The following is a 26,079-nucleotide window of genomic DNA, read 5'->3' on the forward strand; positions in this document are numbered from 1 at the left end:
AAATCCTTTAGGAGCCGAAAAAGAGATACTCGAGTTTGGGATTTCTATTTCGTTTCCGAATATGAGTGGTGTAAAAAAAAGTGTAATTAAAAATAGTACAAGTTTCATTGTTCCTCCTTGAGCTAACGCTAAGCTTTGGGGCGCTAGCACGTGGGCTAAAATCCGAACGAAGTGAGTTAGCCCACGTGTTAGCGTCCCAGCGACCGAAGGGAGTGCCAACAGCGTTTTGTTAGGCGTACAAAGGAAAGTACGCAGCTTTGCTGCCACCACTAGCCAAATAGACCGCGTATTTAAATAATTGAAATTAAGATAAAACAACCCTGTGCGAAATGCCAGATGTAAAGGATATTGCCGGATAAAAGAGCGAGTTTAGAAAGCTGGTGATGCAGAATGTTGGCGTTGCGGTGTTGATGAAAAGCACGTTGCCAAAGCCGTTGAAACTACCGAAAAAGTAAGCTGTAAAGACAACCTAGCGAAACAACCTTTATGCTGGAATGTCACGCTTAAACCCGCTTTTTTATGCTGTAAGTAAATGACGCCTAACAGTTTACTAGACCCCAAACCGGTCTGTCTAAACATAACATAATGGGGTTTTTTGTTTATTTATCCATATTGTTATTTTTACTATAACTCACTAGTAAGTAAAGTAAATTATGATTTGTCGGTTTTAACTCAGGTTTTAGAAACACCAAAACGGGGTGCAGGTGCTTTTGGTGTATTTAACACTGGTTTTCTATTTTTATTGAGAATATAAAAGTGCTATGTGGCGAGTTAAATCCCCCACAGGCATAACTAAAGAATGGTGCTGTCAAGCTATAGGCGAGAGGGGAGGACAACAAAAAAAGCCGCGGCGTTATTAAACGCGGCGGCTTTTCATTTAGCTTAAACCGTAGCTTTCTCGGTTAAGCTTCAATAACCTTGGGCTAAAGAACAGAAACCAATGCTTTTGCTAAGGTTTCAACATTGTTTTTGTTGATTCCTGCAATGTTTACGCGGCTTGAATCTACAAAGTATACGCTGTGCTTTTCTCTTACTTCACGCACTTGTTCAGGCGTGATACACAAAAACGAGAACATACCTTTTTGATCGTTCACAAAGCTGAAGTCTTTCGGTGAGCCGTTGTCATGAAGGTTTTGTACCAGCATCGCACGTAACGTTTTCATGCGGTCGCGCATTTCATTCACTTCAGATACCCATTCGTTGTTAAGGGCTTCGTCAGATAGAATTAGGTCAACAAGTGCGCCGCCGTAGCTTGGTGGCATTGAGTAAATAGCGCGAGCAATAGACTGTATTTGTCCCTGCGCGATTTTGCGAGTTGCTGTGTCTTGGGTAACAATTGCGGCTAGGCCAACACGTTCGCGATATAAACCAAAGTTTTTAGAGCACGATGCAGCAACAATAACCTCAGGAAGGTTTTCAACAAGAAGGCGCATACCGTAGGCATCTTCTTCTAACCCTTCACCAAAGCCCAAATAGGCCACGTCGATAAACGGTAAAAATTCACGTTCTTTAGCAACGGCTAATACTTCGTCCCATTGTGCATTGGTTAAGTCTGCACCGGTTGGGTTGTGGCAGCAGCCGTGAAGTAACACTATATCGCCTTTGTTTACGTTGCGAAGGGTTTCCATCATGGCGTCAAAGCGAATGCTTGCAGATGCTTTGTCGAAGTACGGGTATGTTTCTATTTCTAAACCCGCAGAGCCGATAAGCGGAATATGGTTCGCCCATGTTGGGTCACTTACCCATACTTTGGCATTATCGTTACAACGCACTAAAAGCTCAGAAAGAATGCGAAGGGCACCGCAGCCACCTGGAGCCTGAACGGCAGCAACGCGATCGGCCATGAGTACTGGGCTGTTTTTACCAAGTAATAGCGATAGCATGCCATCGATAAAACCTTGGTTACCTTGAGGAGTAATATAGGTTTTACTGGTTTCGCGCTCTAGTAAAAGTTGTTGTGCTTTTGACACACTCGAAAGAATAGGGGTATTACCTTGCTCATCTTTATATACGCCAACACCTAAGTCTATTTTGCTCGGGTTGGTGTCTTCTTTATATGAAGCAGAAAGGCCAAGAATTGGATCTGGGGCAAGATAGGGTAATACTTCAAACACGATATGTCCTCACTTTGGTATGCAAATAGTGGTTTGCAAATAATGGAAAGCAAATGCTAGCAGGCACGCATTATGCCATTGCTGATAGAAAAAACGACACCTATTCGTTGAAAATATTTCAATTTAATAACGAATTTTGTAAACCTCGAAAGATTTATTCTACAAACCTGTTAAATTTTGAAGGAAAATTCTCGTGTTTGCGTTGTTTCTCCCTTTTCTGTGAAGGTTCGTTCTTTAAAGCTAAGCTCGCCGTTGCTATCAACCAGCAAAATAGTGGATGTTCGCGTACCATAGCTGGGTATGTTAATAAAAATGGAAGACAGCGCTTTTTCCCATTCGTAACCTATACCCGTACTGGGAAGGTGTTGGTCGTCTGCTCTGTCCTCATTGCGCAATAGCGCAAACAAATCTTCGGTGTTTATCGTGTCGTGCTGTAATACGTATTTATTTAAGCTTGTAACACCTTGGGTAACCTTGGGCCATGGGGTAACAATGTCGGCATTTGAAAGCCCAAATACCCCCTGCTGAATAGGGTGTACAGAGTTGTTCACGTTATTGTAAACATGCAAAGCGCTCGCACTGCCGAACACCAGGTTATAGCCGTTATAGTGGTGGCGAGTGTCTTTGAGCTGTTGCAAATACTGATCAGTTGATTGGTCGGTTAATTGCTCCGTTAATTGCTCCGTTAATTTTTCCGTAAGATGGCCAGTAACTTGTGCTCTATCGTCTTTCAGCCAGTTGGTTACCAACTCACCTCGCGAAGTAGCGTCTGTACGCACTTCAGACGGGGCTCGTACGTTTGTTATGGCCGCAATTTTCCCCTTTCGTGTAACGCCCATCCATGTACCGTTTGCTTCAAGATCTCTTCCCGCCAGAATAGATGTGTTGTCGTTCCAAAATGCAGCAGGAGCAGTCGGTCTTGCATAAAACTCATCTCTATTCGCCGCAATAATAAGCGGGTAGCGAGGGTGCTTTTGCTGAGCTATAAATAAAATACACATATTTACACCTTATTCGGTATGCCAGTACCGACTGTCTGTGCGTACTATCGCGCTGCAATCGGCTCGTTTTAGCGTATGCTTTATTGTGCGCTTGCCGTTAATCGTAGATTTGCGTTTTGATTTTCTTTACTCTTAACGCCTTGAGCAGTATGAGAATAATAAAAATGAATAGCAATAACACTCTCAACAAGAAAGACAAAGAGACAAAAAGCACCACCATTTTAAAAATCAATGAGATGCAGATAGATGACCACATACCGCGGCAGTGGCCGCACTGGTTATCGTCATTGGCTGCCTTCGTGCTTACCAAACGAGGCTGGCGTGTAGAAGGGGCCTTTATAAATCAAAAGAAAGCCATATTGGCGGTTGCGCCTCACACAACCAATTGGGATTTTTTCATTGGTTTGTTCGTAGTGTTCTCACTGCGTTTAAAATTGAATTTTTTCGGTAAACATACCATTTTTGTTCAGCCACTCGGGTACATCATTAAAAAGTTTGGCGGTATTCCCATTAAGCGAAGCAAGGCCCACGGGGTGGTAACCAGTATTGTAGAAAAGATTAAACAGGCTGATGAATTAGTATTGGCATTGGCACCTGAGGGTACGCGAAGCCCAATCTTCCCATGGAAAACCGGTTTTCTGCACATTGCGAGAGAGGCGGAGATACCCATTCAGCTGATTTCGCTAGATTATCGCACTAAAATAATCCGATTTGGCCCCGTCATTCTAAAGGTCGAAAACATTGATGAACAAATGCAAACTATCTATACATTTTATGATAATGTTTGCCCAAAATACCCAGAAAAATGCATAACACGGCCTCAATAGTCCATTTGAAAACCACCACGGCTTTTTCTATGCGCACAGCATCGATTTGCTATTTCGTGGTTTCTGAGGTTGTCGCGTAACTTTACTACCGGAGTTTTACCCGTGACAAAACAGGGATTCACTACCCGTCAAGTCCATGCCGATCGCATGTTAAACACGCCAGAGCACGGCGCTGTCCACACTAGTACATCAAATTCTGTGCTGTTTGAATTTAAAGATGCTCAAGGCATTATCGACGCTTTTCAGGGTAAACGTGCCGCGCATGTTTATTCTCGCTCTTCTTCACCGTCTGTGGCTGCGTTGCAAAACATGCTCAACGAATTAGAGGGAGGAGTGGGCACACTTTGCTTTAGCACGGGAATGGCAGCTATTAGCAGCACCTTGTTTGCGCTACTTAAAGCCGGCGATCACCTTATTGTTAGTCAGTATCTGTTTGGTAATACGCGCAGCTTTTTCGAAACCTTAAAAGATTTCGGTATTCACGTCACCTATACCGACGTTACCGATATTGAACAAGTAGTAGAAGCATATCAGCCCAATACCAAAGGGGTTTATTGTGAAACCGTGGCCAACCCGGTTACTCAAGTTTCAGATTTACATGCCATAGGGCAGTTTTGTGAAGAGAAGCACATTCTCTTTATGGTTGATAATACAATGACACCGCCTCCGCTTTGTTATGCCAAAGAGTTTAAAGCGTCACTGATATTTTGTTCGTTAACCAAATATATTGCAGGTCACGGCAATGTGCTTGGTGGTGCTGTTACCGATACCGGTCATTTTAACTGGGAAAAATACAGCAATATAAAACCTGCTTACAAGGTAGCCGATACGGCTCAGTGGGGAATTACACAAATTAAGAAAAAGGGGTTGAGAGATTTAGGCGCTACACTTGCGCCAGAGTCGGCCACCGCCATTGCATTAGGCATGGAAACCCTTGGGCTTCGCCTTCAGCGCAGTCAGCAGAACGCATTGAAGTTAGCCACATTTCTTGATAATCATCACAGCGTGAGTGAGGTTTTTTACCCTGGTCTTGCTGACCATCCACAGCACTTTATGGCGCGAGAGCAGCTAAGTAATGGTTACGGTGCCATCTTAAGTTTTAATTTAGTGGATAATATCGACCCTGTAGCGTTTTTAAACGAAATGGAGCTGGTAATTTGCGCCACGCATTTGGGTGACAATAGAACACTGGCGTTGCCAGTAGCACCGACTATTTACTTTGAAAATACCGCTGAAGAACGAGAGAAGATGGGTGTATCAGACAACATGCTTCGCATTTCGGTGGGTATTGAAGATACCGACGACCTTATTGCCGACTTTAGAAATGCGCTACATGCATTAGCTATCTAGTAGTTATGCAACACAACACATACAAAAAAGGGGCGTAAGCCCCTTTTTTATTCATGCAATTTCGTAAATCTTGTATTCAAATAAATTTCCAATAAACGGCAACCAATCACCGTTCATTGAGCTTACTTGGAATCACTGCTATTCGAAACCTAGCGTCACTTGACCGCGGATCTCCCCAGATGGAAATGCAGCTGAGTGGAAGTTTGTGTAATAACCCGCTGCCTGCATGGTCATCATTTGGTCAGCGTTAAGCGTAGTGCTGCTTGGAACAGACCATACTCCGTCCATACCTTCAAGACCTAGTATCACACCACCGTTTGCACCAGCTTCACCTTCGTGAATGTGTGCCATGTTTGCCGTCATACCGGTAATGGTAACACTACCTGACAACGCGCCTGTGGTTGTGTTTAAAGTGAATGCACCAGCGCCAGTTGCTGCAGTATCAACCGCTGGCACTTCCTGATCGCCAGTAGCTACAATACCAAACACTTGAATATTGTCTGGTGTAATTTGACCGCGGATCTCTCCGCTAGGATTTGCTTCTGTGTGTACATTCACATAATGTCCACCAAAAAGCAGTTGCGATGCTACGGCTTCTTCTAATTCAACATAGCCATCTGTCATCCACGTGCCAGCAGTCATTTCGTTTTCTACTAACGTAACAACAACGCCGCCATTTTCACCCGCAAAACCACTGTGGATATGCGCCATGGTTGCATTGTCTATGGTAGTTGCAGCAACAAGGTATACAGAATCTGATGTAGTATCATAAAGGGCGTAGCCAGAGCCTGAAGCCATTGTATCTACCGCTGGAACAGACTGGTTGCCGCTTAATGGAAATGTAACCACAGCAGTGGTGTCCGGAACAATTTGCCCACGTACTTCGCCGCTAGGATTCGCTTCTGTGTGCACATTTAAATACCATTCACCGCTCGTTAATGCGTCTAAATTACTAGGTGAAATATTGGTTTGTGCAAGTTCGTATGTACCGTTGCCCGCGTCAGTAAGAGGGAAGGCAACAGGTCCGTTCATACCTAAACCGCCATCATGTACGTGCACACCTGTAACATCAGCTAAGCCAGATACATCAACGCTCACGCTAAATGCCGGTAAGTCTTCGTCAATTTCTACTACGGCCGTAGCTTCAGACATAGTGTCAACTGCTGGCACTTCTTGTGAACCGCTTAAGCTAACGTTATACGTCATGTCTGCATTAAATGCTGGTGGCGGTGGTGCCAAACCATCTAATAGTGCTAACTGAGGAAGATCGCCTTCCATGTCGCCGTCTAACGCGATGGCTGTATAAATGCTACCATTTTCTAAACTGAGCACACCGGTTTCAATTGCCGCTGTTTTTGTACCAGTAGGGGTTACGGTTACCACGTAATCGCCTTCTGCCAAGCTCACGTAACCAGTTTCAGCCAAATCGCCAGTGGAATAGGCAATATCGCTAAACGCTGGGTCTACTGCATCAATCTCACCGTCAGCCGTTACATAAATATCTACGTTACCAGCGCTTGGTGAAGAGTGCACAATGCGCACTTTAGCTTCAGTGGCAACTGAACGCGGTACGTCTACCAATACGTCTAATTCTGGTGCAGCTAGTGTGTTATTGGCAATGGCGGTATACGACATACCAATCTCAAGGGTAAGTTCGGCATCATCAACAGCCACAATACTGTTGTCAGCATCTGCTACTACGTCAATTAAATAGTCGCCAGGAGCAACCGAAAGGTAGTCTGTAGTACGAGGAAATTGAATACCATCAACTAACACTACTTCATTGTTCGCGATAACATCTACAGCCGGTGCATCACTAATGCCGTGCACAACGCGAATGTCAGAGGGGGTTGCTGCGTCCCATACCTTAAAGCTTCCGTCGCCGTCAGCGACTAACAATGTAACAGGAGAGTCGCCTGTTCCCACATTGTTTGTAGCTGCAATAAGTAGGTCTGCGCCATCAGTAAGCTCTACTGTACCAGAGTCGTACACAACCGTGGTTTCACCAGCAGGCGTAATACGAATTTGATAATCACCCGCCGGTACTTGCGTAAGGCCTGTGGCGTCGGTAAATTCTGCGGTTACAAGAGGTTGCTCTGCGGTAATATCAGTACCCGGTGCGGTAACGTAAACGTCAACTGTAGGCGCTAATGATGCGGCGTGAACAATTTGTACTTGCGCGTTACCTGCTTCTACTGCTGTTTCTGAGCTGGTAACAGGTAGTAATGCCAGTGAACTATCGCCTACGTTGCCCACTGCAAACACGTCATAATTTGTGTCTGCTTCTAACGTAAGGTCTGCCTGTAAAACTTCTGCATTATCGCCAGGTAGAATACCTGTAACGCCAATGTCGTAGGTTCCTGTCTCAACTTCAAATCGCGAAGACGCTACTTGGTAGTCTACGTTTTCTAAATTATTCAAAATGGCATCGTTCGCCGTAATGTTTACCATGGGGGCATCTGAGGCAGCATGCACTACACGTACGTTGGCAAATTCAGGGGCAGGTTGTTCAACAAAATCATCGTCATCATCATTACACCCTACTAAAAATAAGGGTAAAACCGAATACGCCAGTAGCGACTTAGTCCTTCTCATCGTTGTTTCCTCTATTTGTTGTGAGACCACCAAAATTACGCCACCATTTTATTTACAGATCATTAACCTCATTAACATTAAGCAAATGTAATACTTTTGTATAAGTATACTATTCTGATATCGTTTTGCTTGGCGCTAAAAATAGAACTAATTGCTATATATAACAATTATTTACGAATTCTTATGGAGAGGTTTTGTAAAGGCAGAAAGCGTAGGCTTTTGTAGCGTTGAATTGTGAAATGAAAATAAATGTTAAAAAATTTGCGATGTGCGTGAACTTAACGGAAAAGTTGTGGACTAACAAAGTGTAGTGATTGAAAACAGATTCATATGTTTTCTGCAAATTGTGTGTTCCAAGTTGAGTGTGTTTCTTGCCCCGCCTGTGTAGCGGGGCTTTTTTATGCCTGAGTGGCACTAGTTTAATCGGCTAGTTTAAACGGCTAGTTTAAACGCTGGGTTAGTCGTTAATTAAGGCTTCTACATCTGCCACAAAACTTGCATCTGTTGGCTTTGTAGAGCTTGGGTAGTGCGTTATCTTAGTGCCCGTTTTATCAATGAGGTACTTATTAAAGTTCCACGATGGCGACTTACCTGTGGCTGCTTTTAACATGCGATACATTGGGTCTGCATCGTCGCCGCGCACTGACGTGGGTTCAAACATTGGAAATTTCACGCCATAGGTTAGCTCGCAAAGTTCCGCCGTTTTGCCTTCGTCCTTTGCTTCTTGGTTAAAGTCGTGAGATGGAAAGCCTAATACCACAAAGTCATCTTCTTTATATTCGCTGTATAGGGCTTCTAGTCCTTCAAATTGAGGCGTGAAGCCACAATAGCTTGCTGTGTTAACAACAAGAACGGCCTTGCCGGCATACTCATCGCATAAATTAACGGTTTCTTGAGAATTCAGTTTACGCTTCATAAACTTTAATACACTAGGACATTCGTTTGCCATCACTGGCTGGAAAAGCAAAGCAGCTATGGTGACAACACCTGCGGTAATTCCTTTCAATTTCATTGTTCGTACCCTCTGACATAACATGTGGACTTGGTTTTTTTAAAGCGCTATTGGCAAAATAAAACGCTACTTGCGAAGTTATACGGTTATGGTTTGTAAAAAGGAACATTAATAACCGTGTTTGTTATGCGTTTGTTGCACTAACGCTAACGATGAGTGTTGACTACATGAATGTAGCTTTGCGTATAATGCCAGTGGGTTTCACATAACAATGATGAAAAAAATGAAAAAATATAAAGCATTGCTTATCGCCGCCAGCGTAACGGTTGCACTAGGTGGCTGTGTAAGCACTAACGATAAGAAAGTCACAAATACAGTAACACCATCAAATAATATTCAGTCGATGGTTACGCCACAAACGGCAGAGGTGTCTGCAGCTAGTGAGGGTGAAATTACTCTAGAAAGAATTATGTCCGACCCGCAGTGGATAGGTGCATTGCCCACTAATATGGGCTGGTCGGTTGATGGCAGCGCCATTGTTTTTGAGCGTGAAAAACAAAATAGTACACTCACCGATGTATTTGCTGTTAAGGCGAGTACCCTCAAAAACGAAGCGAAAGTCCCATTGGCCGACATGCATAAGTATCGGTTTGATGAGAGGGTAGTGAGAGATGATGGCGTTGTTGCTTACACGTTTGAAGATAGTGTGTACGTGCAATTTACCAATGGCAACACGGTGCAGCTTACCCGCGGTGGAAATGCACTGTCTACTCTCACGTTTATGACCGATGGGCGCTTAATGGCGCTTAGCGGCAACAAGTTTATTGCTATCGACCTAACCAATGGCGTAAGAGAAGAGTTAGTAAGCTGGGTATTCGATGAAAAGCCAGAGCCAGTGAAGCCAGCAAAAGACTATATTGCCGAAGAGCAGCAATCTCTCATTGAGTACATTAAGTTACAAAGACAAATAAGCGAAGAGCGTGATAGCGCCAGTGCACAACTTGCGGCTGCCAACAAAGGGGTTGCACCTGAAGCGTTTTATTTCGATAAATCACATCGCCTAGCTGGCATTAGCGTATCACCTGCTGGAAATTATGCCGTAGTGGCAACCACTGAAAGCAAGCCGACCCGTGATGATAGCGACATCATGCCGCATTATATTCAAGAAGACAGCCGTATTGCGGCGAAATCAGTAAGACAACGTGTAGCCGATGCCGAGCCTGTAAACCACGAACTGTGGCTTCTCAATTTGTCTACCGGTGAAAAACAAGCGTTAAATTATTTTGACTTACCTGGATATAACGACGACGTATTGGCCAATGTCAAAACTGAAAATGCAAAGGCAAATGGTGAAACCTACGAAGTAAACAGGTTGCCTCGCCCAATAACGCTATTGCAAAGCTGGTACTGGACCAAGCCATCTATACGCTGGCACAAAAACGGCAACGCAGTGGCGGTTATGTTAGAAGCGTGGGACAACAAAGACAGATGGATTGCCACCGTCGATTTAGACAGCAAAACCCTAGAAAACCAACACCGCCTTCATGATGACGCATGGGTAAACTATCGCTTTAACTCGTTCGATTGGCTAAATAATAGTGAGACGTTGTACTTCCAATCCGAGCATACAGGCTATTCGCACCTATATTTACAAACACCTGGCGAAGCGCCCGTTGCGCTTACTAGCGGCAACTATATTGTTGATGACCTTACGTTAACTGCTGATGATCAATACATTTACTACAAAGCAAACAGCGAACACCCAGGTATTTATGAAATTTACCGTGTAAATACGCAAACAAAAGCCATTGACACCCTAACCGATCTTAACGGCATCACCGATTACACGCTCAGTCCAGATGATGCTACATTGCTTTTAAGTCACAGTAAGGTAAATCAGCCAGCTGAACTATACGTGAAACCGTCTGCTAGCCAACAAAAGGCACAACAAATCACGTCTAGCACTAGCGACGATTTTGCCTCGCTACCGTGGGCTGTGCCGAAAATTGTTGCCATTGAATCGTCACATACCGACGCGCCAATTTATGCTCGTGTTTACCTGCCTGAAGGGTACGACAGCACAAAGAAAAACAAAGCGGTTGTGTTTAATCATGGCGCGGGCTATTTACAAAATGCCCACATGGGGTGGTCGGGCTATTTCCGCGAGTACATGTTCCATAGCATGCTTGTGCAACAAGGTTATGTAGTACTAGATATGGATTACCGTGCTTCTGCTGGGTATGGCAGAGATTGGCGAACGGCTATTTATCGTCAAATGGGTACGCCAGAGGTACAGGATTTACGCGATGGCATCAACTATTTAGTGGAAAATGCTAACGTAGACAGAGAGCGCATCGGCACCTATGGTGGTTCGTATGGTGGGTTTTTAACCTTTATGTCTATGTTCACAGCGCCAGATTTATTTGCTGCTGGTGCCGCATTAAGACCGGTTACCGATTGGGCACATTATAATACGCCGTATACGGCTAACATCCTCAATACGCCTGATGTAGATCCTATTGCCTACGAGCGCAGTTCACCTATTTATTTTGCACAAGGGTTAGAAAAACCGCTGCTGATAAACGCGCCAATGGTTGATGATAACGTCTTTTTCCATGATACCGTGCGTTTGGTACAACGGTTAATTGAACTAGAAAAAGAAGACTTTGAGACGGCAATATACCCTGTAGAGCCACACGGCTTCGTTCAGCCAAGTTCATGGTTAGATGAATATCGTAGGATCTATAAGTTATTTGAAGAAAACCTGTAATCGTATTTAACGTTCATAAAAAAGCCCATCATGTGTTGGGCTTTCTTGGAGCTATTACAAATATCGTTCTACTTGTACAAAAGGGGCTCGTAATAATGAGCTCTTTTTTATGAGCCATTTTTGTGAGCGGGTTTTATTTCGGGCAGTCCATTTATATCGATATACCCTATTTCAACACAAAAACTTGCTCCACAGGTATTGCAAAATATGCCGCAATTCTTAACGCGATGACCACCGATGGAGTGAAGCGTCCAGTTTCAACAGTACTAATGGTTTTTCGAGATACGCCAATAGCGTCGGCGAGCTCTTGCTGAGAAATCTTATGCTGTAATCTAAGCTTGTGTATATGGTTATCTAAATCTTCATTCATCAATCACTTCCTCGCCACGCTCCTCATCAAAATGCTCTTCTTCACGGTGCTCTTCCTCACGAAGGTTCCATAAAATCAACGCACCGTGGGTGGCCACAGCCAAGCCAAGCAACATCTGAATTGCATCTCTCAGTCCAAAGGGAGCAATAAGTTCAACAAACCACCTATTGTCACCGCTATAAGCAAGAAAAATTGCGCCAACTACCATAATGTGACACGTAGCGCGAAGGCTAGCTGAACTAACGTGATCCACATACTCATCGTTAAATTTAAGCGTCCAATAGCCCATGCGCGTTATGTGTTTTGCAAATTTCATCGACTTTACTGACAACACTATGCAATAAATAACGCTTGCGAATAGAGTTAAATCTAAAATCCAATTAACAACTGAATCAGTGCCAGTAACTATTTCTGACCACAATTGGGCGAACAGAAAAACCGCTATAACAACACTGATTTTTCCCGTAATAGTTAAATATTCATGTTCCGTTTCTGGTAATACTGTTATTGATTTTGCCATTTTCATAATCCTTTTTTGAACGACGAACTTTTTATATGCGACGAACGTTTTATTTGCGATAAAGGTGACGTTGCTTACACACTACTGTAAATGCTACGGGTGATACCTAAACGCACCAAATGTAACCTCTAGGTATCAATGATGCCCAAAGGTTACATAAAGGCAATCTTTTTTTTCACTGATTAGGTCAATCAGCTTTAATTTTGAGCCAAAAAATACTGCAAGTACGTGGTTTATAATCGGCGTAAAACGTAAATTAGGAAAACGTGGGGTAGGAGACGAAGGAGGTTAAAAAGTGAGTAAATCAGGAAACGCCCGCATATTTAAGCAAACAGCGGGCGAGCAGTTGTAGTCAACAAAGCGAGGCTATAAGAAGCGAAGCTTTTAAAGGAAATCTATAAAAGGCTATGCACGCTTTGCAGTAGTTATCATGAGTAGAAATATAATCAATCCGCCTACTGCGCCAAACATATGGGCGTCAACGGCTACTTTTGCATCAATAAGCTCAGCAACCTGTGAGCTACTGCCATTATATTGTTCGTAGCCCACTTTAATGGCAATGCCTACAAGTAATAGCCACCCAGATGTCATTTTTTCTTTGATATCCATACAGGCGCCCCACACAAACAAACCGTGCAACGCACCAGATAAACCCGCATACCAAATCAGGTTTTCTGAAAAGAAATAGAGACCTGCGCTGGTGGCTATACAGCACCATATGAACACTTTTAAAAATCGAGCTGGCAGGTAGTGCTCGCCATGTAGGGCCCACAGTAGAATTAGCCCCACGATATTAAGCAATAAATGATACCCATTGGTATGCACAAAATTACCCGTGATCAAGCGCCACGTATCTAGCCCTTGTATGGCGTAACGGTCGTAGGCAAGCCATTCGCTAGCTTGCGGTTCAAAGAAAAAGGCAATCAAAGCGCAGAGCGCTATTATTAAAGGGCCTGCACTGTACTTAAACGAAAACGGCAGTGAAATCATCAGCGTTAGTTATTTTTTTATTTTGAATTTGCTCGCTATGATACAGAAAATTACCCTACGGGTGAAAATAGATATGCGCCCGATACCATAAAAATGTCGACAGAGAAGGAAAGATAATGTCCTTAGTTTTAACTTCGCAAAGTAACCATACTCTTACCATTACTATAAACAGACCGGATAAAAAGAACGCATTAACCCGAGAAATGTATCAGCAAATGGCTGATGCGCTTCTAAGTATAAAAAATGATGGCGTAACAAAAGCCGTTGTAATTAAAGGAAGCGGCGACTGTTTTACCGCGGGTAACGATATCAACGATTTTGCCGCACAAAAAGAAGGAGCTCAGGTACCCGAAACGGCGGCGTTCATGCGTTCACTCATGACCTGTCCTGTGCCCGTTATTGCTCAAGTGCATGGGTTAGCAGTAGGAATAGGTACCACGTTGCTATTACATTGTGATTTTGTTTATGCCACACAAGACAGCCGATTTGTTCTCCCTTTCATCAATTTAGGGCTTGTTCCTGAATATGCATCAAGTTATCTTTTACCCAAAGTGGCGGGACACGTTAAAGCTGCTCAGTGGTTGATGCTAGGCGAACCATTCACAGCCGATGACGCATATCAGTTTGGCATGCTCACTGAGGTGGTGTCGTCACAAACCATCGATGATGCAGTTTCAGCAACCGTTCAAAAATTGATAAGTAAACCCAGCTTTGCCTTATTGCAGACAAAAGCGCTACTCAAAGGTGAGGCAGATTATGTCAATCAGCAAATGAATGCAGAATTTGATATTTTTCTAGAAGCGCTGCGTACCCCTGCTGCACAAGAAGCGTTTGATGCGTTCTTGAAAAAGCGTCCTATTAACCCAGAGAAATTTAAATAAGAGGAAACACGATTTTGAGGTTCAGTTCTTTGTTAAGCACTTCAGTATTGGCTTTTGCATTAACCGGCAGTTTACTTTCCAATGTGTACGGTAAACAGGCTCGAGAAGTCGGCGAGCCCGAAGCGGCCACTGGGTATGTTGAAAAGAAAGCCTTTGAGGCCGACGAATACATGGTGGTTGCTGCTAACCCCTATGCATCATGGGCGGGAAAGAACGTCATTGAAAAAGGCGGTAGTGCAATAGACGCCGCAATAGCCATTCAATCTATGCTTACTTTGGTAGAACCTCAATCTTCAGGCATCGGTGGCGGTGCGTTCATTCTTTACTGGGATAACAAAAACAAAGTTCTGCACACTTTTGATGGCAGAGAGTCTGCGCCTAAAGCAGTCAACTCGCATTGGTTTATCAAGAGCAACAAGCCAATGCGTTGGATTGATGCTGTAGTTGGTGGTAAGTCGGTGGGCGTGCCAGGCGCTGTAAAAGCCCTTGAATTAGCCCATGCTGAGTTTGGCACGCTACCGTGGAATACTTTGTTCGACGACGCTATTAATACGGCCAAAAACGGCTTTAAAGTGTCACCCCGTTTAGCCAAGTTGGTTGCGTTAGACTATCACCCAGGCCTAAAAAAGTTTCCTTCTAGCTCTACCTACTTTTTCCCGGCAGGTATGCCGTTAAAAGAAGGAACGACCAAGAAAAATAGAAAACTAGCCAAAACCCTAAAAGGCATTGCCGACAATGGCAGTGATTATTTGCTCAAAGGGGAATTGGCACAGGAAATTGTTGATGCAGTAAACTCTGCAGAAATAAACCCTGGAAGTATGTCCCTTGAAGACTTAGAAACTTATGAAGCCATCAAGCGTAATGCAGTGTGTGGTAACTATCACGAAAAACGCATTTGCGGCATGCCGCCACCAAGTTCAGGTGGCGTCAATGTGTTTCAAATCTTAAAGATGCTTGAAGATAAAAACATTGGTGCTTATTCACCAGACTCGGCAGAGTTCGCTCACTTATACACTCAAGCAAGTGCACTTTCCTATGCCGATAGAGAGAAGTACATAGCAGACAGTGACTTCACTAATTTGCCATTTGCAGCCATGATCAATACAGCCTACTTACAGCGCAGAGCCCAGGGCATCAACGTTGATGAAAAGTGGCACCGAGCGAGAGCAGGCAACCCTTACGCTGGCACCGAAATAGCCATGGGCACATCGATGGAGTTACCTAATACGTCTCATGTTTCTATTGTCGATAAAGAAGGAAATGCGGTTTCTATGACAACCAGCATCGAATTCATGTTTGGCTCAGGCATTATGGTAGGTGGTTTCTTACTTAATAATCAGTTGACTGACTTTTCTTTCTCGCCAACAAAAAATCGTTTTCCTGTTCCTAATCGCGTTGAGCCTGGTAAACGTCCACGTAGTGCTATGAGCCCAACCATGGTGTTTGATGAAGAAGGTGAGTTAGAAGTGGTAGTAGGCTCACCAGGTGGCTCAAGAATTGTAAGCTATGTTGCTCAAACGCTGATTGGCATGATTGATTATGGTCTTAACATTCAAGAGGCGATAAACCTGCCTAAGATCACCAACAGAAACGACTATACTGCGTTAGAAAAGGGTACGCCTATTGCTGCACTAGAGGAGCCGCTTAAAGCGCTTGGTCATAATGTTAAGGTTATCGATCTAAACAGTGGGTTACATGGTATTCAATTTAAATCTGGAAAGTTAATTGGCGGCGCAGACCCTCGAAGAGAAGGTATTGCTGTCGGTAAATAATTGCTAAGCGCTTGTGCAAACTAGCAAAGAGCAACATCGATAGAAGAAAGGGAAACGAAACATGGATTTTTTGCTGAACGTGTTAATTTGGGTTGGTGTTGTTATTTTTGCGCTATTTTTTATTGGCTTTATGGCAGCGGTAAAGTTAAACAAGCGCCAAGACAGCAACAGCGATGATAAGCCATAAGCGTTGTTAACCTATAAAGCCTGAATGGCTATTACATAGTTAAAGACCGTTATTCGGTTAACGACTGTTATACGGTAAACGGCTGTATAGGGGTTAACGTCTGTATGCGGTTAACGGCTGTTATACGGTTAAAGACTTCGTAAAACAAAACAGCCCAAGGTGTGAACGCCTTGGGCTGTTTTGTGTAAGCGCTTTGTTCAAGAGCTTTATCTTTGCGTTTGTGACGCAATATTACTTGTCTAGGTCGTGAGCACGAAACGCATTGGGCAGTAGTTCACCAATGGTGGTTTCATGCGAATCTCCACTCTTTGTTACCATAGTAACCGGCGTATCATCGCTGGCGAATTCTGCAATTTTTTGTCTACAGCCTCCGCATGGAAAACACATTTCTTCGTTTGGACTGGCAATAACAATGTGTCCAATACGTTTGTGGCCATTAGATACCATATTGCCAATTGCAGTGGCCTCAGCACATTGCCCTAACGGAAACGCAGCGCTTTCAACATTACAGCCTGCGAAAGTCTCCCCAGTACTTGTTTCGATGGCGGCGCCAACTTTAAAGTTAGAGTAGGGGGAATGTGAGTGTTGCTGTGCGTCAAATGCAAGTTGTGAAAGTTGTTCTAGGTTATTTTTCTTCATGGGTACCTTTGTTACCCGCCTAATGCACTTTACTTTTCCTATCAAATGCGAGAAGGTTGGCGGCATCAGCGCCGCTTCAAGTGTATGCTTCTTATACTGGCGGTTTTTTCTTTTTCTACAGAATGCTTTTTTACCATGCGCAGAAACGTTAGTCTCATCTTTTTTTCTTTATTCGTTTGTATTTTAACCGGTTGCGCACAAACGCAGCCTGTCGAGCAACGCAGTCAAATGGGGAACTTGCTTTTAGCAGAGCCAGCACCCGCGAATCCACGTTCGCAAATGGCCATTGCCCGCTATAATCAAGTGCTCACGAGTACCGCATTATCAGATGACGACAAAGCAGAACTTCATTTTCAGCGCGGCATGTTATACGACAGCGTAGGGTTGAACGGTTTAGCACAGTTTGACTATAGCCAGGCGATAAATTTAAAGCCCGACCTTGCTGAAGCCTATAATTCAATTGGCATTCACTACATTCAACAAAACGACTTCATTCAAGCGTATGAGGCGTTTGATTCAACCCTAGAAATTAACCCAGATCTCGATTTTGCTTTTCTAAATCGCGGTATTGCACTTTACTACGGCGACAGGGCCGAACTTGCCACCAGCGATTTAGATACGTTTTTTAAAAAAGACGAAAAAGACCCGTTTAGAGCGTTATGGTCGTATTTTGCCAATCACGCTATATCACCACAGCAAGGCGCAGAGTACTTGGAGTCGGTCAGACCGTTACTCGATAACGAACATTGGGCTACTTCATTAGTAGATTTGTTTCTTGGTGTTGTTGACGAAAACGAAGTGCTAAACTCATTGTTACAGGGCATTACTAGTCAAAAAGCACTTACCGACAGGCTTTGCGAAGCGTACTTTTATTTAGGTAAGTTCCACAGTCAAAATGGTAATAGAGGAATAGCTTCAAACTACTTCAAATTGGCGCTTAGCACGAATGTTTATGACTATGTAGAACACCGCTACGCGCGTATAGAGTTAAACCGACTGCGTCAGCGCACGGCTGAAGTGTCCACTGATGATGAATAAATAAGCCTAGCCCATGCGCGGTTTATTCCTAGCAGTGTTCGCACTGCTCATTGTAGTGGGCGACACTGGTCGCTACGCACCCCAACTTGTGGCTAATGCGACAACAGCGCTTTCCTACGTGCGAGAGCAAGCACAGCTAAAGCTTCCATCCGAACTTAGTGCTGAAAACACCTATCGGGTGCGATCTGCATTTGCCTTACTGTGGCACGCAGCACAATTAAATAGTATTGAAGCACAGCAAACACTCATGACGTCTATTGAAGAGATAACGTCTCATCAGTTGAATCCAGAGTCACACTTTCCAAGCCCGCCAGGGGAATCTACAGATTCTGATGAGTTATCGCAGGAGCTATCACAAGAGTCTGATGAGCTATCTCAACACCGAGGAAACGAACAAACAGCCGCAAACACATCAACCCAAGTACCAAAGCTAAATGCCCTCTATTGGCTTGAGAATCTGGTGTCGATAGATAATGCAGACGCAGCGTGGTTGCTGTACCAGCTTATCGGTGAACAGAGTGCTTCAGAGCGTTTTATGGCCCTTGCCGCTAAAGGCAATGTTGCTGAAGCGCAATTGGCGTACGCCATGTCGTCGCAGTCTCCTGACAAGCGTGAGAAGTGGTTAATCCGCGCTGCCGAACAGGAATATTTGCCTGCCCAAGCGGCACTGGCCGACTGGTATTTGCTGCATGATCAAAACAAGAAAGCAAAGCCTTTACTTGCTGCCACGGCATCATTAGACATGCAAAGCGCTTTTAAGTATGGCCGGCTATTATGGGATGAGGGCAACGTTGATGAAGCAAAAATCTACTTAAAGAAAGCCGCTAATCTTGGTCAGCAACAGGCAAAGGATGCGCTTGCCATTACACAGCGTTACAGCGTAACAGCACTAGGCGATGTAAAGCCGTTTGACTGGGCACAGGGCAATCAGTGTTTACAACGAATTCAGCCATTTGCGGCCTCGCTGGCTACCATGATCCGTGCCGATAGTTTTTATCGTCAATTCAATAACGACGAGCGGCTAGCGTCGCTGTCGCTGTGTGTTGCCCCGCCAATTTGGTTACCTAAAGACGCGTTGTCATGCAGCGACGATTACAATAATAGAAACGTGCTCGGATGCGACGTAAAGCCATTAGCTAATATCGCGAAAAAGAGGCAGTTTAGCCATGCGGTAGTGGTTGCTAAGCAAGGAAAGGCAAACGTTCAAAATGGGGTGATGTTTTTAGACATTGGTGATACGTATTCGGTGTTTGTGCACGAGTTAGCCCATTTTGCAGGCTTTGCCGATGAATATCCCATTGCCAGAAGCATGGCCAGAAAGATATGTGATATTCAACGTATCAGTGACTTTTCCCCGCCAAACTTAGTGATTGATAGCCCGCACTATTACGCCCCTGTCGTTACCGTGTCCCGTTGGGCGAAAATAGACCCCAACACAATAGTGGCGAAGGCAAAAACCTGTGAAGGCGTATCTAAAAATAGCTATAAGCCAAGCCGGCGCATTACTTTCATGGAACACCACGATACAGGAGCCATACCGCCACTGTACTTGGTGCTTTGGCAACAGCAGCTAGAGAAACAGCAGGCTCAACGTCCTATCTCGATGAATTTTTTCCAAGCATTTCACCACCAGGGCGACCAAAAAGAGGCCGCACACTGGCTTGCCAAATACGAGGCGTTTGTTGGTAAAACCTCTTAAAAAGTTAAAGACTCTCAGGTTCTTTCTAGTTTCCCAGCGACGTTTGTGCGTCTTGTTTTAGTTCATTTACCCACATTGCGGTGGCGCCACAAATGGCAACTGGCATAATAATAAAGTTAACCACGGGAATAAGTGAAAACACATTCACCATCATACCAAACGTCAGCGCCTTTCCTTTGTGTTCTGATAAATGAAGGCGCATGCGTGTAAAGGGCACTTTATGATTGTCGTAAGGATAATCACAGTACTGAATCGCCATCATCCAAGCGTTAAAGAGAAACCACAGTACTTGGCCAATAACGGGTAGTAGAAAAAAGAGAATAAGAAAACCAATAGCGCGAGGTAAATACCATGCAAGTTTTGTCACTTCCCGACCAATAGTGCGCGGTATGTCTTTAACCAATGCCATTACACCTTCATCGCCTAATGCCTCACCGGATAAATGTCGTTCTACTTTTTCTGACAATACGCCGTTAAAAGGTGCGGCAATCCAATTAGCAAGGGTGCCAAAAATAAGCGCAAATATTAATAGAACGCTTATTACTGCTAGTGGCCACAATAAAAAGGTAATTGCTGTTTTGACCCATCCTAACCATTCTGGGACTAAATTAATGACATAGGAGATACCAGTTTCAATTTGGCCAAATAAAAAATAAAACGCCAACGAAAACAAAATAAGGTTAATGCTGAAGGGAACAAAAACGAACCGCTTTAGCCCTTTGGTTTTAATAAGCGAAAAACCCATAAAAAAATAGTGTACGCCGCCAGAACTCATTCGCTCTCCTTTGATAAATCAGCTGCTTCGGTGATATGAAACTAATAATAACATCTTAATGCCAAGGGCGTGTCAGACTTAAATGTTAATTGTTACAAGCTGTATGTTTTGGTAGAGTCTTTGCCAATAATAACAACTAAAACAAAGTGCTATTACATTGTAACGTGTAATGGCATGTTAACTGGTATACGCAACTAACGTGATTACCCTTAATTTTCTGCCTTGCACTGAGCGTATGAGTTACCGCCAGCGACTGAGGACTTTGTGTGCGTCTTAAAAAGATAAAGCTTGCGGGCTTTAAATCTTTCGTTGAGCCTACCTCTATACCATTTCCTGGTGAAATGACGGCTGTGGTTGGGCCAAACGGTTGCGGAAAATCTAACGTAATTGATGCTGTTCGTTGGGTGCTCGGCGAGAGTTCAGCCAAGAACTTGCGCGGCGACGCCATGACTGACGTTATCTTTAACGGTTCATCATCGAGAAAGCCCGTTGGCCAATGTAGCGTTGAATTGATATTCGATAATAGCTCTGGTCGAATATCTGGCGAGTATGCTAACTACAACGAACTGTCTGTTAAACGCCTGGTTACTCGAGAGGCGCAATCTACATATTTCCTTAACGGGGCGAAATGTCGTCGACGGGACGTCACCGATCTATTTTTGGGAACCGGGCTAGGGCCGCGTTCTTACGCCATCATCGAGCAAGGTATGATATCGCGCTTGATAGAGTCTAAGCCGCAAGAATTAAGAGTATTCATTGAAGAAGCGGCAGGTATTTCCAAGTACAAAGAGCGCAGACGAGAAACAGAAAACAGAATAAAGCACACCCAAGACAATTTAGAGCGCCTTACTGATGTAAGGGATGAATTGGGTAGGCAGCTAGAAAAACTGCAAAGGCAAGCCGCAGCGGCAACAAAATATAAAGCGTTGAGAGCGCAAGCGAGAGATCTTAAAGGCCAGTTAGCAGCAATTCGGTTTTTGAAAAACAGTGAGCATATAGACAAATTAGAACAAAACAAAAGCGGGCTCACCGCTGAGATGGACGCGTTAATTGCTCGCCAGCAAGGTGATGAAGCGGGTGCAATGGCCTATAAAGAGCAGCAGGCAGAATTAAAACAGTCTATAGATGATTTACAACAATCACTTTTCTCAACAAGCACTGCCATTACCCGTTTAGAGCAAAACGCGCTGCACGCCAAGCAAAGGGTGTCGCAAGTAGAGCAGGAAATTACGCGGTTAGCACAGCAACAAAGCCTACTCAGTACCTCCTTGAGTGAAGCACAATCGTCGCTATCGAGTTCTAATGCTGCCTTAGTCGATATTGAGCCGGAAATTGAGCTTAAAGAAGCGGAGCTTTATAGCGTTAAGGAGCGATTTGAAGACGGTGAGCAAGCACTGCGTGATTTTAATGCAAGGGCACGAGAGCAAGAGTCCACTTATAATCAACTGAAAAGCAAAGTGCAGCAATGCCATAGTCAAATTCAGTCTTTGATGAGCGTGCAGCTAAGAACGTCACAACGGATTTCTGACATTCAGCAAGAATTAGCACAAACTGAGAATGAAGATTACGAAGAGCAAAGTACGTTATTAGACGCGCAACTCGAAGAAGCTGAAATTAATCAAAGTGAACAAAAAGATGCTATTCACGATATAGAGCAGGATGAATTACTGGCGTTAAACGCGGTTAAGCAGCGTGTTTCTGAACTTGATAGCGTGAAAAGTAGATGGCAAGCCATACAGTCTAGCTACACGGCGTTGTTAGCGCTACAAAGTGACGCTTCGCGGCAGTTCGTCAGTGGTGGCGGTAAAGGCGTTGACAGTAAAGGCGATGACAGTAAAGACAGCCATGATAGTAAAGAGAAAATAGCGGAAACTCTGTGGCAGTCAATGACGGCACCTGAGCGCCTTGCCCCGTGTATCGAAGTTATCCTCAATCAGTTCAACCAGCCTTTACTGGCAAACCAAAACGATATATCTGCACTTTATGAAGAAAGCAATGCGTTACCAAATGGCGTGCGAATTTATACACATCAGGCTTTCATTACCCATGCTCGTACCGGCACATTAGCCCATGCAATTCTTGAGCAGAAACAGACCGAAAAAGTACCAGGCTTTTTAAACGATATTTTTCTTTGCGAGACAGACAGCGAGCTATTTAGCACGTACACCCAGAAGAAGTTAAAAGACACAGACAAAAGTGCCATTTCATTAACGGGTTTATGGTGTGGTACCAACTGGATAGTGAAGCCAGGTGATATTGAAGACGGTGTATTGCAACGAGCAAATAAACTCTCACAACTAGAGCTTGAGCTCGTTGAATTAGAGCAGGCTAAAAGCGTGTGTGCTGATGCGCTAGAAAGAGAAGAGCAAAACCTCAATCAAGTACGAGAGGCAAAGCAGCGTTTACAATCATCAATAATGGAAAGCGAAGGTGCCTTGCAGCAACTAAAAAACGCCCGCTCATTAATTGAAATGCAGCAACAGCAGCAGCAAGTGAGATGCAAAAAATTATATGACGAGCTGTCATCTCAGCAAGAATTGCACAAAGACGAGGAAGCGCAGTTAGAACAGCTTTCTGAAGATCTCGCCGTGCACGAGGCTCAGCTGATTGAGTCTGAGGATTACATGAGTGGCGTGGTTGAAAAGCGCGAACTAGCAGAGCGCAATCTCAACGAGCTTCGCGGACAAGTTGAGATGCTAACGTCTACAAAACATGAACTTGCATTAAAGAAACAACAGTTAGATAACCACCAGCAGCTGTATCGCGAACAGGTTACGCGTAACGAAAGTCAGATGGGCGAGTACGCTGAAACCACCGCCAGACTTAATGACGAACTGTCAAAACTCACTTCACCACAAGAGCGTCAGCACGAAGAGCTACAGCACTTACTGCACACCAAATCGGAGCTTGAACAATCGCGCAGTGAGGCACTTGTGCGTTTGGAAGAGGTTGAGCAATGGCTACGAGAAGCCGAAAAAGGGCAGCAGTCATTAGCGAAAGACATTCAAGCTAGGCAAGCACATATTGAATCTTTGAATATTGAAATTGAGGGCTTTCGTGTTCGCGCTAATACAGTATTAGAGCAGCTTGACGAGTCAAATCAGTCTCTTAAAGCACTTTTGGCTGAATTGCCAAGTGATGCTGATGAAAAGATATGGCAACAAGAGTTGGAAAAAACACAAGCAAGTTTGCAGCGTTTAGGCGCAGTAAATTTGGCCGCAGTAGAAGAGTTTGAAACTCAATCACAGCGAAAGGCCCATCTTGATGAGCAAAATAATGATTTAACCGACGCGCTGGAAACCCTTCAATCTGCTATTCGTAAAATAGATAAAGAAACAAGAACGCGTTTTTCGAATACCTTCGAGCAGGTTAATGAAGATTTAAAAACACTGTTTCCAAAGGTGTTTGGTGGTGGTTCTGCCTACCTTGCGCTTACCGATGACGACTTGTTAGAAACGGGTGTCACCATAATGGCTCGGCCACCTGGCAAGAAAAATAGCACAATTCATCTTTTAAGCGGTGGAGAAAAAGCGTTAACCGCTTTATCATTGGTTTTTGCAATTTTTAGATTAAATCCGGCGCCGTTCTGCCTTCTTGATGAAGTTGATGCACCATTAGATGATGCAAACGTTGGGCGTTTTTGTAATTTGGTGTCGGAAATGTCGCAAACAGTGCAGTTTATTTATATAACCCATAATAAGATAGCGATGGAAATGGCAAGTCACCTTACTGGTGTCACAATGGCGGAGCCAGGAGTGTCGCGGATGGTAGCCGTTGATGTTGATGAAGCCGTTGCATTCGCAGAAGCATAACAAAGGGCGAAAGAATTAAATGGAAGATGAATTACGTCTATTTTTACTGTTAGGTGGTTCTGTTTTTATCATAGGCATTTTGGCCCATGGTATATGGAAAATCAGAAAAAATAGTAAGCCAGAGCGCAAGGAACGTTTAGAGCCACGACAGTGGAACGATAGCCCAGATAGCGATGTTGAAAGTGATGGAGCATCAGATAACGGTGGGTTCGACGAACTCGGTGTAGGCAGTGTTCGCGTCATTGGCGGCAACCGTTCGTTTCATGGTGATGACGCTGATGAGAACCGCTTTAATTCAGATAACGAGCACACGTTGTCAGGCGGTGATAATGGCACTTTCAGTAATATCAGCAACGATTCCAGTAGCAACGATTCCAGTGCGTTTGCCGATGACGCTGATAGAAAGTCATTTGCGGAAAATAGAACGCAAGGCGACGACGACGCTTCCCGTTTATCTGATAACGCAAATTCGGTCAATATCGAGCAGGAAGGTGATGATGCCCAAGAGCAGCGCTCTACGCTTTATGGCTCAGTGATCACCAATCCAAAGCCCCATTTGCAAGGCCAGAGCCGCTCCTCTAGTGACACTGCACCGGTTCAAAATGACAACATAGCAGATTTTCCAGAGCCTCCAGGCTTCTTGTTGAAGGAATCTGAAGCGGCTTCTCATGGGTCTCAAGCGATTGAACAAAGCGACGCTGAAAACGAGAGTTCGGAGTCTCTTTCTGATTCAACCAGCAGTGTAAGTACGAGCGCACAAAATAATGCATCAGAGACGGCAGAACATTCAGCCGACGCTGCCAATACAGCGAGTGAGTCGAAAAAATACCAGCGTTCTGAAGTACCGAAAGCTACCTCGACGTTGTATGTAGATGCGACTAAAGAAGATACTTGTGAAACGAGTGCTCTAGAAAACGGCGCTTCAGAGTCTAAAATTGTAGAAGGTCAGTTTGATAAAACAGCTGCACCGCAGCGGGTAGAACCTACTTTTTCTGGCTCATTGCGAGAGAAGGGCGAAAATGAACGTGCGGCCAGTCATCACGATGAGCTTGCTGGTGAGAGAAAACGATTCTCGAAAACCAAACGTACAAAGCCCGCGGCGAGAAAACGGGAAGAGCCAAACTTTGGTGATGATCAAATGCGTATCGATTTCGACGATAACGATACTCAATCTTCTAATCAGGCTTCTAGCGCGTCCTCTAATCAGGCCGCATCAAACGAGTCCTCTCACACAGCCGCACAAGAAGTGTTAGTGCTGAATGTGCGAGCAAAGAATGACTTGCCTATATCTGGAGCGGCTTTACTGCCTATGCTACTGACGTTGGGTTTCAAATTTGGCGATCAGGATATTTTTCACCGCCACGTTAACTCAAACGGAAAGGGACCTGTGTTGTTTAGCCTTGCTAATATGTTCAAGCCAGGCGTGTTCGATATAGACAATTTAGAGAACTTTGACACCCAAGGCATCTCGCTGTTTATGATCCTGCCCATTGAAGGCGATCCGCATCAAGTGTTTAATATGATGCATAATGCGGCTCGCAAATTAGCTGATGAATTCGATGCACAAGTGCTCGATGGTCGTCGCAGCGTGTTAACAAAACAAGGACTGCAGCAGTACGTTGAGAAAATTCGAGAATTTGAGCGCAAGCGAATGATTTCGCGTAGCTAGGTAGAGGCTTAGCTAGAACAGAGCTATCTAGAACCGCTTGGGTAATTTATAAGGACTTGCTTATCAAGTCCTTTTTTCATTTAAACAGATGTCTGTAGAGAAATTCATGATACCTGTT

At 44.2% G+C, this 26,079-nt stretch carries 19 protein-coding genes; 10 read left to right on the forward strand and 9 right to left on the reverse strand.

Annotation, left to right across the window (positions count from 1 at the left end):
- Positions 1-923: 923 nt before the first annotated feature.
- Entirely contained in the window at positions 924-2,114 is a 1,191-nt protein-coding gene (locus GTQ48_RS08100) for an aromatic amino acid transaminase (RefSeq protein WP_163106187.1), read from the reverse strand.
- Positions 2,115-2,284: 170 nt separating this feature from the next.
- Positions 2,285-3,115, reverse strand: coding sequence for an NRDE family protein (locus tag GTQ48_RS08105; RefSeq protein ID WP_163106189.1), 831 nt, complete (start codon positions 3,113-3,115; stop codon positions 2,285-2,287).
- Between the two features lie 236 nt (positions 3,116-3,351).
- On the opposite strand from GTQ48_RS08105, the gene GTQ48_RS08110 reads away from it, so the two are divergent.
- Both GTQ48_RS08110 and GTQ48_RS08115 read left to right on the forward strand, forming a co-directional pair.
- Complete coding sequence (locus tag GTQ48_RS08110) at positions 3,352-3,942, forward strand: 1-acyl-sn-glycerol-3-phosphate acyltransferase (RefSeq protein ID WP_163106462.1); 591 nt, start codon at positions 3,352-3,354, stop codon at positions 3,940-3,942.
- A 102-nt stretch (positions 3,943-4,044) separates the two neighbouring features.
- Positions 4,045-5,292: a cystathionine gamma-synthase family protein gene (locus tag GTQ48_RS08115; protein ID WP_163106191.1), complete on the forward strand. Its 1,248-nt coding sequence runs from the start codon at positions 4,045-4,047 to the stop codon at positions 5,290-5,292.
- 138 nt (positions 5,293-5,430) lie between these two features.
- On the opposite strand, the gene GTQ48_RS08120 is transcribed toward GTQ48_RS08115, so the two are convergent.
- Both GTQ48_RS08120 and GTQ48_RS08125 read right to left on the reverse strand, forming a co-directional pair.
- Positions 5,431-7,887, reverse strand: a complete 2,457-nt coding sequence (locus GTQ48_RS08120) for a CHRD domain-containing protein (protein WP_163106193.1) — start codon at positions 7,885-7,887, stop codon at positions 5,431-5,433.
- Positions 7,888-8,344: 457 nt separating this feature from the next.
- The gene (locus GTQ48_RS08125) at positions 8,345-8,899 is read right to left on the reverse strand and encodes a glutathione peroxidase (protein WP_163106195.1); all 555 of its coding nucleotides are present in this window, start codon (positions 8,897-8,899) and stop codon (positions 8,345-8,347) included.
- 223 nt (positions 8,900-9,122) lie between these two features.
- Between GTQ48_RS08125 and GTQ48_RS08130 the strand changes: the two genes are divergently transcribed.
- Complete coding sequence (locus GTQ48_RS08130; RefSeq protein WP_163106197.1) at positions 9,123-11,609, forward strand: prolyl oligopeptidase family serine peptidase; 2,487 nt, start codon at positions 9,123-9,125, stop codon at positions 11,607-11,609.
- A 166-nt stretch (positions 11,610-11,775) separates the two neighbouring features.
- Here the strand turns inward: GTQ48_RS08130 and GTQ48_RS08135 are convergent, their stop codons facing one another.
- From GTQ48_RS08135 to rrtA, 3 genes are all read right to left on the reverse strand, one after another.
- Entirely contained in the window at positions 11,776-11,979 is a 204-nt protein-coding gene (locus tag GTQ48_RS08135; RefSeq protein WP_032094247.1) for a helix-turn-helix transcriptional regulator, read from the reverse strand.
- Positions 11,972-12,499 carry a hypothetical protein gene (locus GTQ48_RS08140; RefSeq protein WP_163106199.1) on the reverse strand — a complete coding sequence of 176 codons (528 nt, stop codon included), beginning with the start codon at positions 12,497-12,499 and terminating at the stop codon, positions 11,972-11,974. Before GTQ48_RS08140 ends, GTQ48_RS08135 begins: the two co-directional genes overlap by 8 nt.
- A 405-nt stretch (positions 12,500-12,904) precedes the next feature.
- Positions 12,905-13,489 carry a rhombosortase gene (gene rrtA, locus GTQ48_RS08145; RefSeq protein WP_163106201.1) on the reverse strand — a complete coding sequence of 195 codons (585 nt, stop codon included), beginning with the start codon at positions 13,487-13,489 and terminating at the stop codon, positions 12,905-12,907.
- A 116-nt stretch (positions 13,490-13,605) separates the two neighbouring features.
- Here rrtA and GTQ48_RS08150 point away from each other — a divergent pair, with 116 nt between their 5' ends.
- The 3 genes from GTQ48_RS08150 (at position 13,606) to GTQ48_RS17815 (ending at position 16,329) form a co-directional block, all read left to right on the forward strand.
- The gene (locus tag GTQ48_RS08150; RefSeq protein WP_163106203.1) at positions 13,606-14,370 is read left to right on the forward strand and encodes an enoyl-CoA hydratase; all 765 of its coding nucleotides are present in this window, start codon (positions 13,606-13,608) and stop codon (positions 14,368-14,370) included.
- Positions 14,371-14,417: 47 nt separating this feature from the next.
- Positions 14,418-16,142: a gamma-glutamyltransferase gene (gene ggt / locus GTQ48_RS08155; protein WP_239060059.1), complete on the forward strand. Its 1,725-nt coding sequence runs from the start codon at positions 14,418-14,420 to the stop codon at positions 16,140-16,142.
- A gap of 61 nt (positions 16,143-16,203) precedes the next feature.
- Complete coding sequence (locus tag GTQ48_RS17815; protein WP_269520162.1) at positions 16,204-16,329, forward strand: hypothetical protein; 126 nt, start codon at positions 16,204-16,206, stop codon at positions 16,327-16,329.
- A 231-nt stretch (positions 16,330-16,560) separates the two neighbouring features.
- Here GTQ48_RS17815 and cdd read toward each other — a convergent pair whose 3' ends face one another.
- A complete protein-coding gene (gene cdd, locus GTQ48_RS08160) occupies positions 16,561-16,968 on the reverse strand; it encodes a cytidine deaminase (RefSeq protein WP_338023302.1) in 408 nt (135 codons plus the stop codon).
- 135 nt (positions 16,969-17,103) lie between these two features.
- On the opposite strand from cdd, the gene nlpI reads away from it, so the two are divergent.
- Together nlpI and GTQ48_RS08170 are read left to right on the forward strand one after the other, a co-directional pair.
- On the forward strand, positions 17,104-18,006 hold the full coding sequence (gene nlpI, locus GTQ48_RS08165; RefSeq protein WP_163106209.1) for a lipoprotein NlpI: 903 nt from the start codon (positions 17,104-17,106) through the stop codon (positions 18,004-18,006).
- Positions 18,007-18,019: 13 nt separating this feature from the next.
- Positions 18,020-19,705, forward strand: a complete 1,686-nt coding sequence (locus GTQ48_RS08170) for a sel1 repeat family protein (protein ID WP_163106211.1) — start codon at positions 18,020-18,022, stop codon at positions 19,703-19,705.
- A 25-nt stretch (positions 19,706-19,730) separates the two neighbouring features.
- On the opposite strand, the gene cysZ is transcribed toward GTQ48_RS08170, so the two are convergent.
- Positions 19,731-20,480: a sulfate transporter CysZ gene (gene cysZ / locus GTQ48_RS08175; protein WP_163106213.1), complete on the reverse strand. Its 750-nt coding sequence runs from the start codon at positions 20,478-20,480 to the stop codon at positions 19,731-19,733.
- Between the two features lie 266 nt (positions 20,481-20,746).
- Here cysZ and smc point away from each other — a divergent pair, with 266 nt between their 5' ends.
- Together smc and zipA are read left to right on the forward strand one after the other, a co-directional pair.
- The gene (gene smc / locus GTQ48_RS08180; protein WP_163106215.1) at positions 20,747-24,292 is read left to right on the forward strand and encodes a chromosome segregation protein SMC; all 3,546 of its coding nucleotides are present in this window, start codon (positions 20,747-20,749) and stop codon (positions 24,290-24,292) included.
- Positions 24,293-24,311: 19 nt separating this feature from the next.
- A complete protein-coding gene (zipA, locus tag GTQ48_RS08185) occupies positions 24,312-25,961 on the forward strand; it encodes a cell division protein ZipA (RefSeq protein ID WP_163106217.1) in 1,650 nt (549 codons plus the stop codon).
- Positions 25,962-26,079 lie beyond the last annotated feature (118 nt).

Origin of the sequence: Alteromonas genovensis (assembly GCF_010500895.1) — a bacterium.
Lineage (GTDB): Bacteria > Pseudomonadota > Gammaproteobacteria > Enterobacterales > Alteromonadaceae > Alteromonas > Alteromonas genovensis.

Coding starts and splice junctions, on each gene's coding strand:
- GTQ48_RS08105 (WP_163106189.1), bottom strand. CDS start 3,115: ATGTGTATTTTATTTATAGCTCAGCAAAAGCACCCTCGCTACCCGCTT.
- GTQ48_RS08110 (WP_163106462.1), top strand. CDS start 3,352: ATGCAGATAGATGACCACATACCGCGGCAGTGGCCGCACTGGTTATCG.
- GTQ48_RS08120 (WP_163106193.1), bottom strand. CDS start 7,887: ATGAGAAGGACTAAGTCGCTACTGGCGTATTCGGTTTTACCCTTATTT.
- GTQ48_RS08125 (WP_163106195.1), bottom strand. CDS start 8,899: ATGAAATTGAAAGGAATTACCGCAGGTGTTGTCACCATAGCTGCTTTG.
- GTQ48_RS08130 (WP_163106197.1), top strand. CDS start 9,123: ATGAAAAAATATAAAGCATTGCTTATCGCCGCCAGCGTAACGGTTGCA.
- GTQ48_RS08135 (WP_032094247.1), bottom strand. CDS start 11,979: ATGAATGAAGATTTAGATAACCATATACACAAGCTTAGATTACAGCAT.
- GTQ48_RS08140 (WP_163106199.1), bottom strand. CDS start 12,499: ATGGCAAAATCAATAACAGTATTACCAGAAACGGAACATGAATATTTA.
- rrtA (WP_163106201.1), bottom strand. CDS start 13,489: ATGATTTCACTGCCGTTTTCGTTTAAGTACAGTGCAGGCCCTTTAATA.
- GTQ48_RS08150 (WP_163106203.1), top strand. CDS start 13,606: ATGTCCTTAGTTTTAACTTCGCAAAGTAACCATACTCTTACCATTACT.
- GTQ48_RS17815 (WP_269520162.1), top strand. CDS start 16,204: ATGGATTTTTTGCTGAACGTGTTAATTTGGGTTGGTGTTGTTATTTTT.
- cdd (WP_338023302.1), bottom strand. CDS start 16,968: ATGAAGAAAAATAACCTAGAACAACTTTCACAACTTGCATTTGACGCA.
- nlpI (WP_163106209.1), top strand. CDS start 17,104: ATGCGCAGAAACGTTAGTCTCATCTTTTTTTCTTTATTCGTTTGTATT.
- GTQ48_RS08170 (WP_163106211.1), top strand. CDS start 18,020: ATGCGCGGTTTATTCCTAGCAGTGTTCGCACTGCTCATTGTAGTGGGC.
- cysZ (WP_163106213.1), bottom strand. CDS start 20,480: ATGAGTTCTGGCGGCGTACACTATTTTTTTATGGGTTTTTCGCTTATT.
- zipA (WP_163106217.1), top strand. CDS start 24,312: ATGGAAGATGAATTACGTCTATTTTTACTGTTAGGTGGTTCTGTTTTT.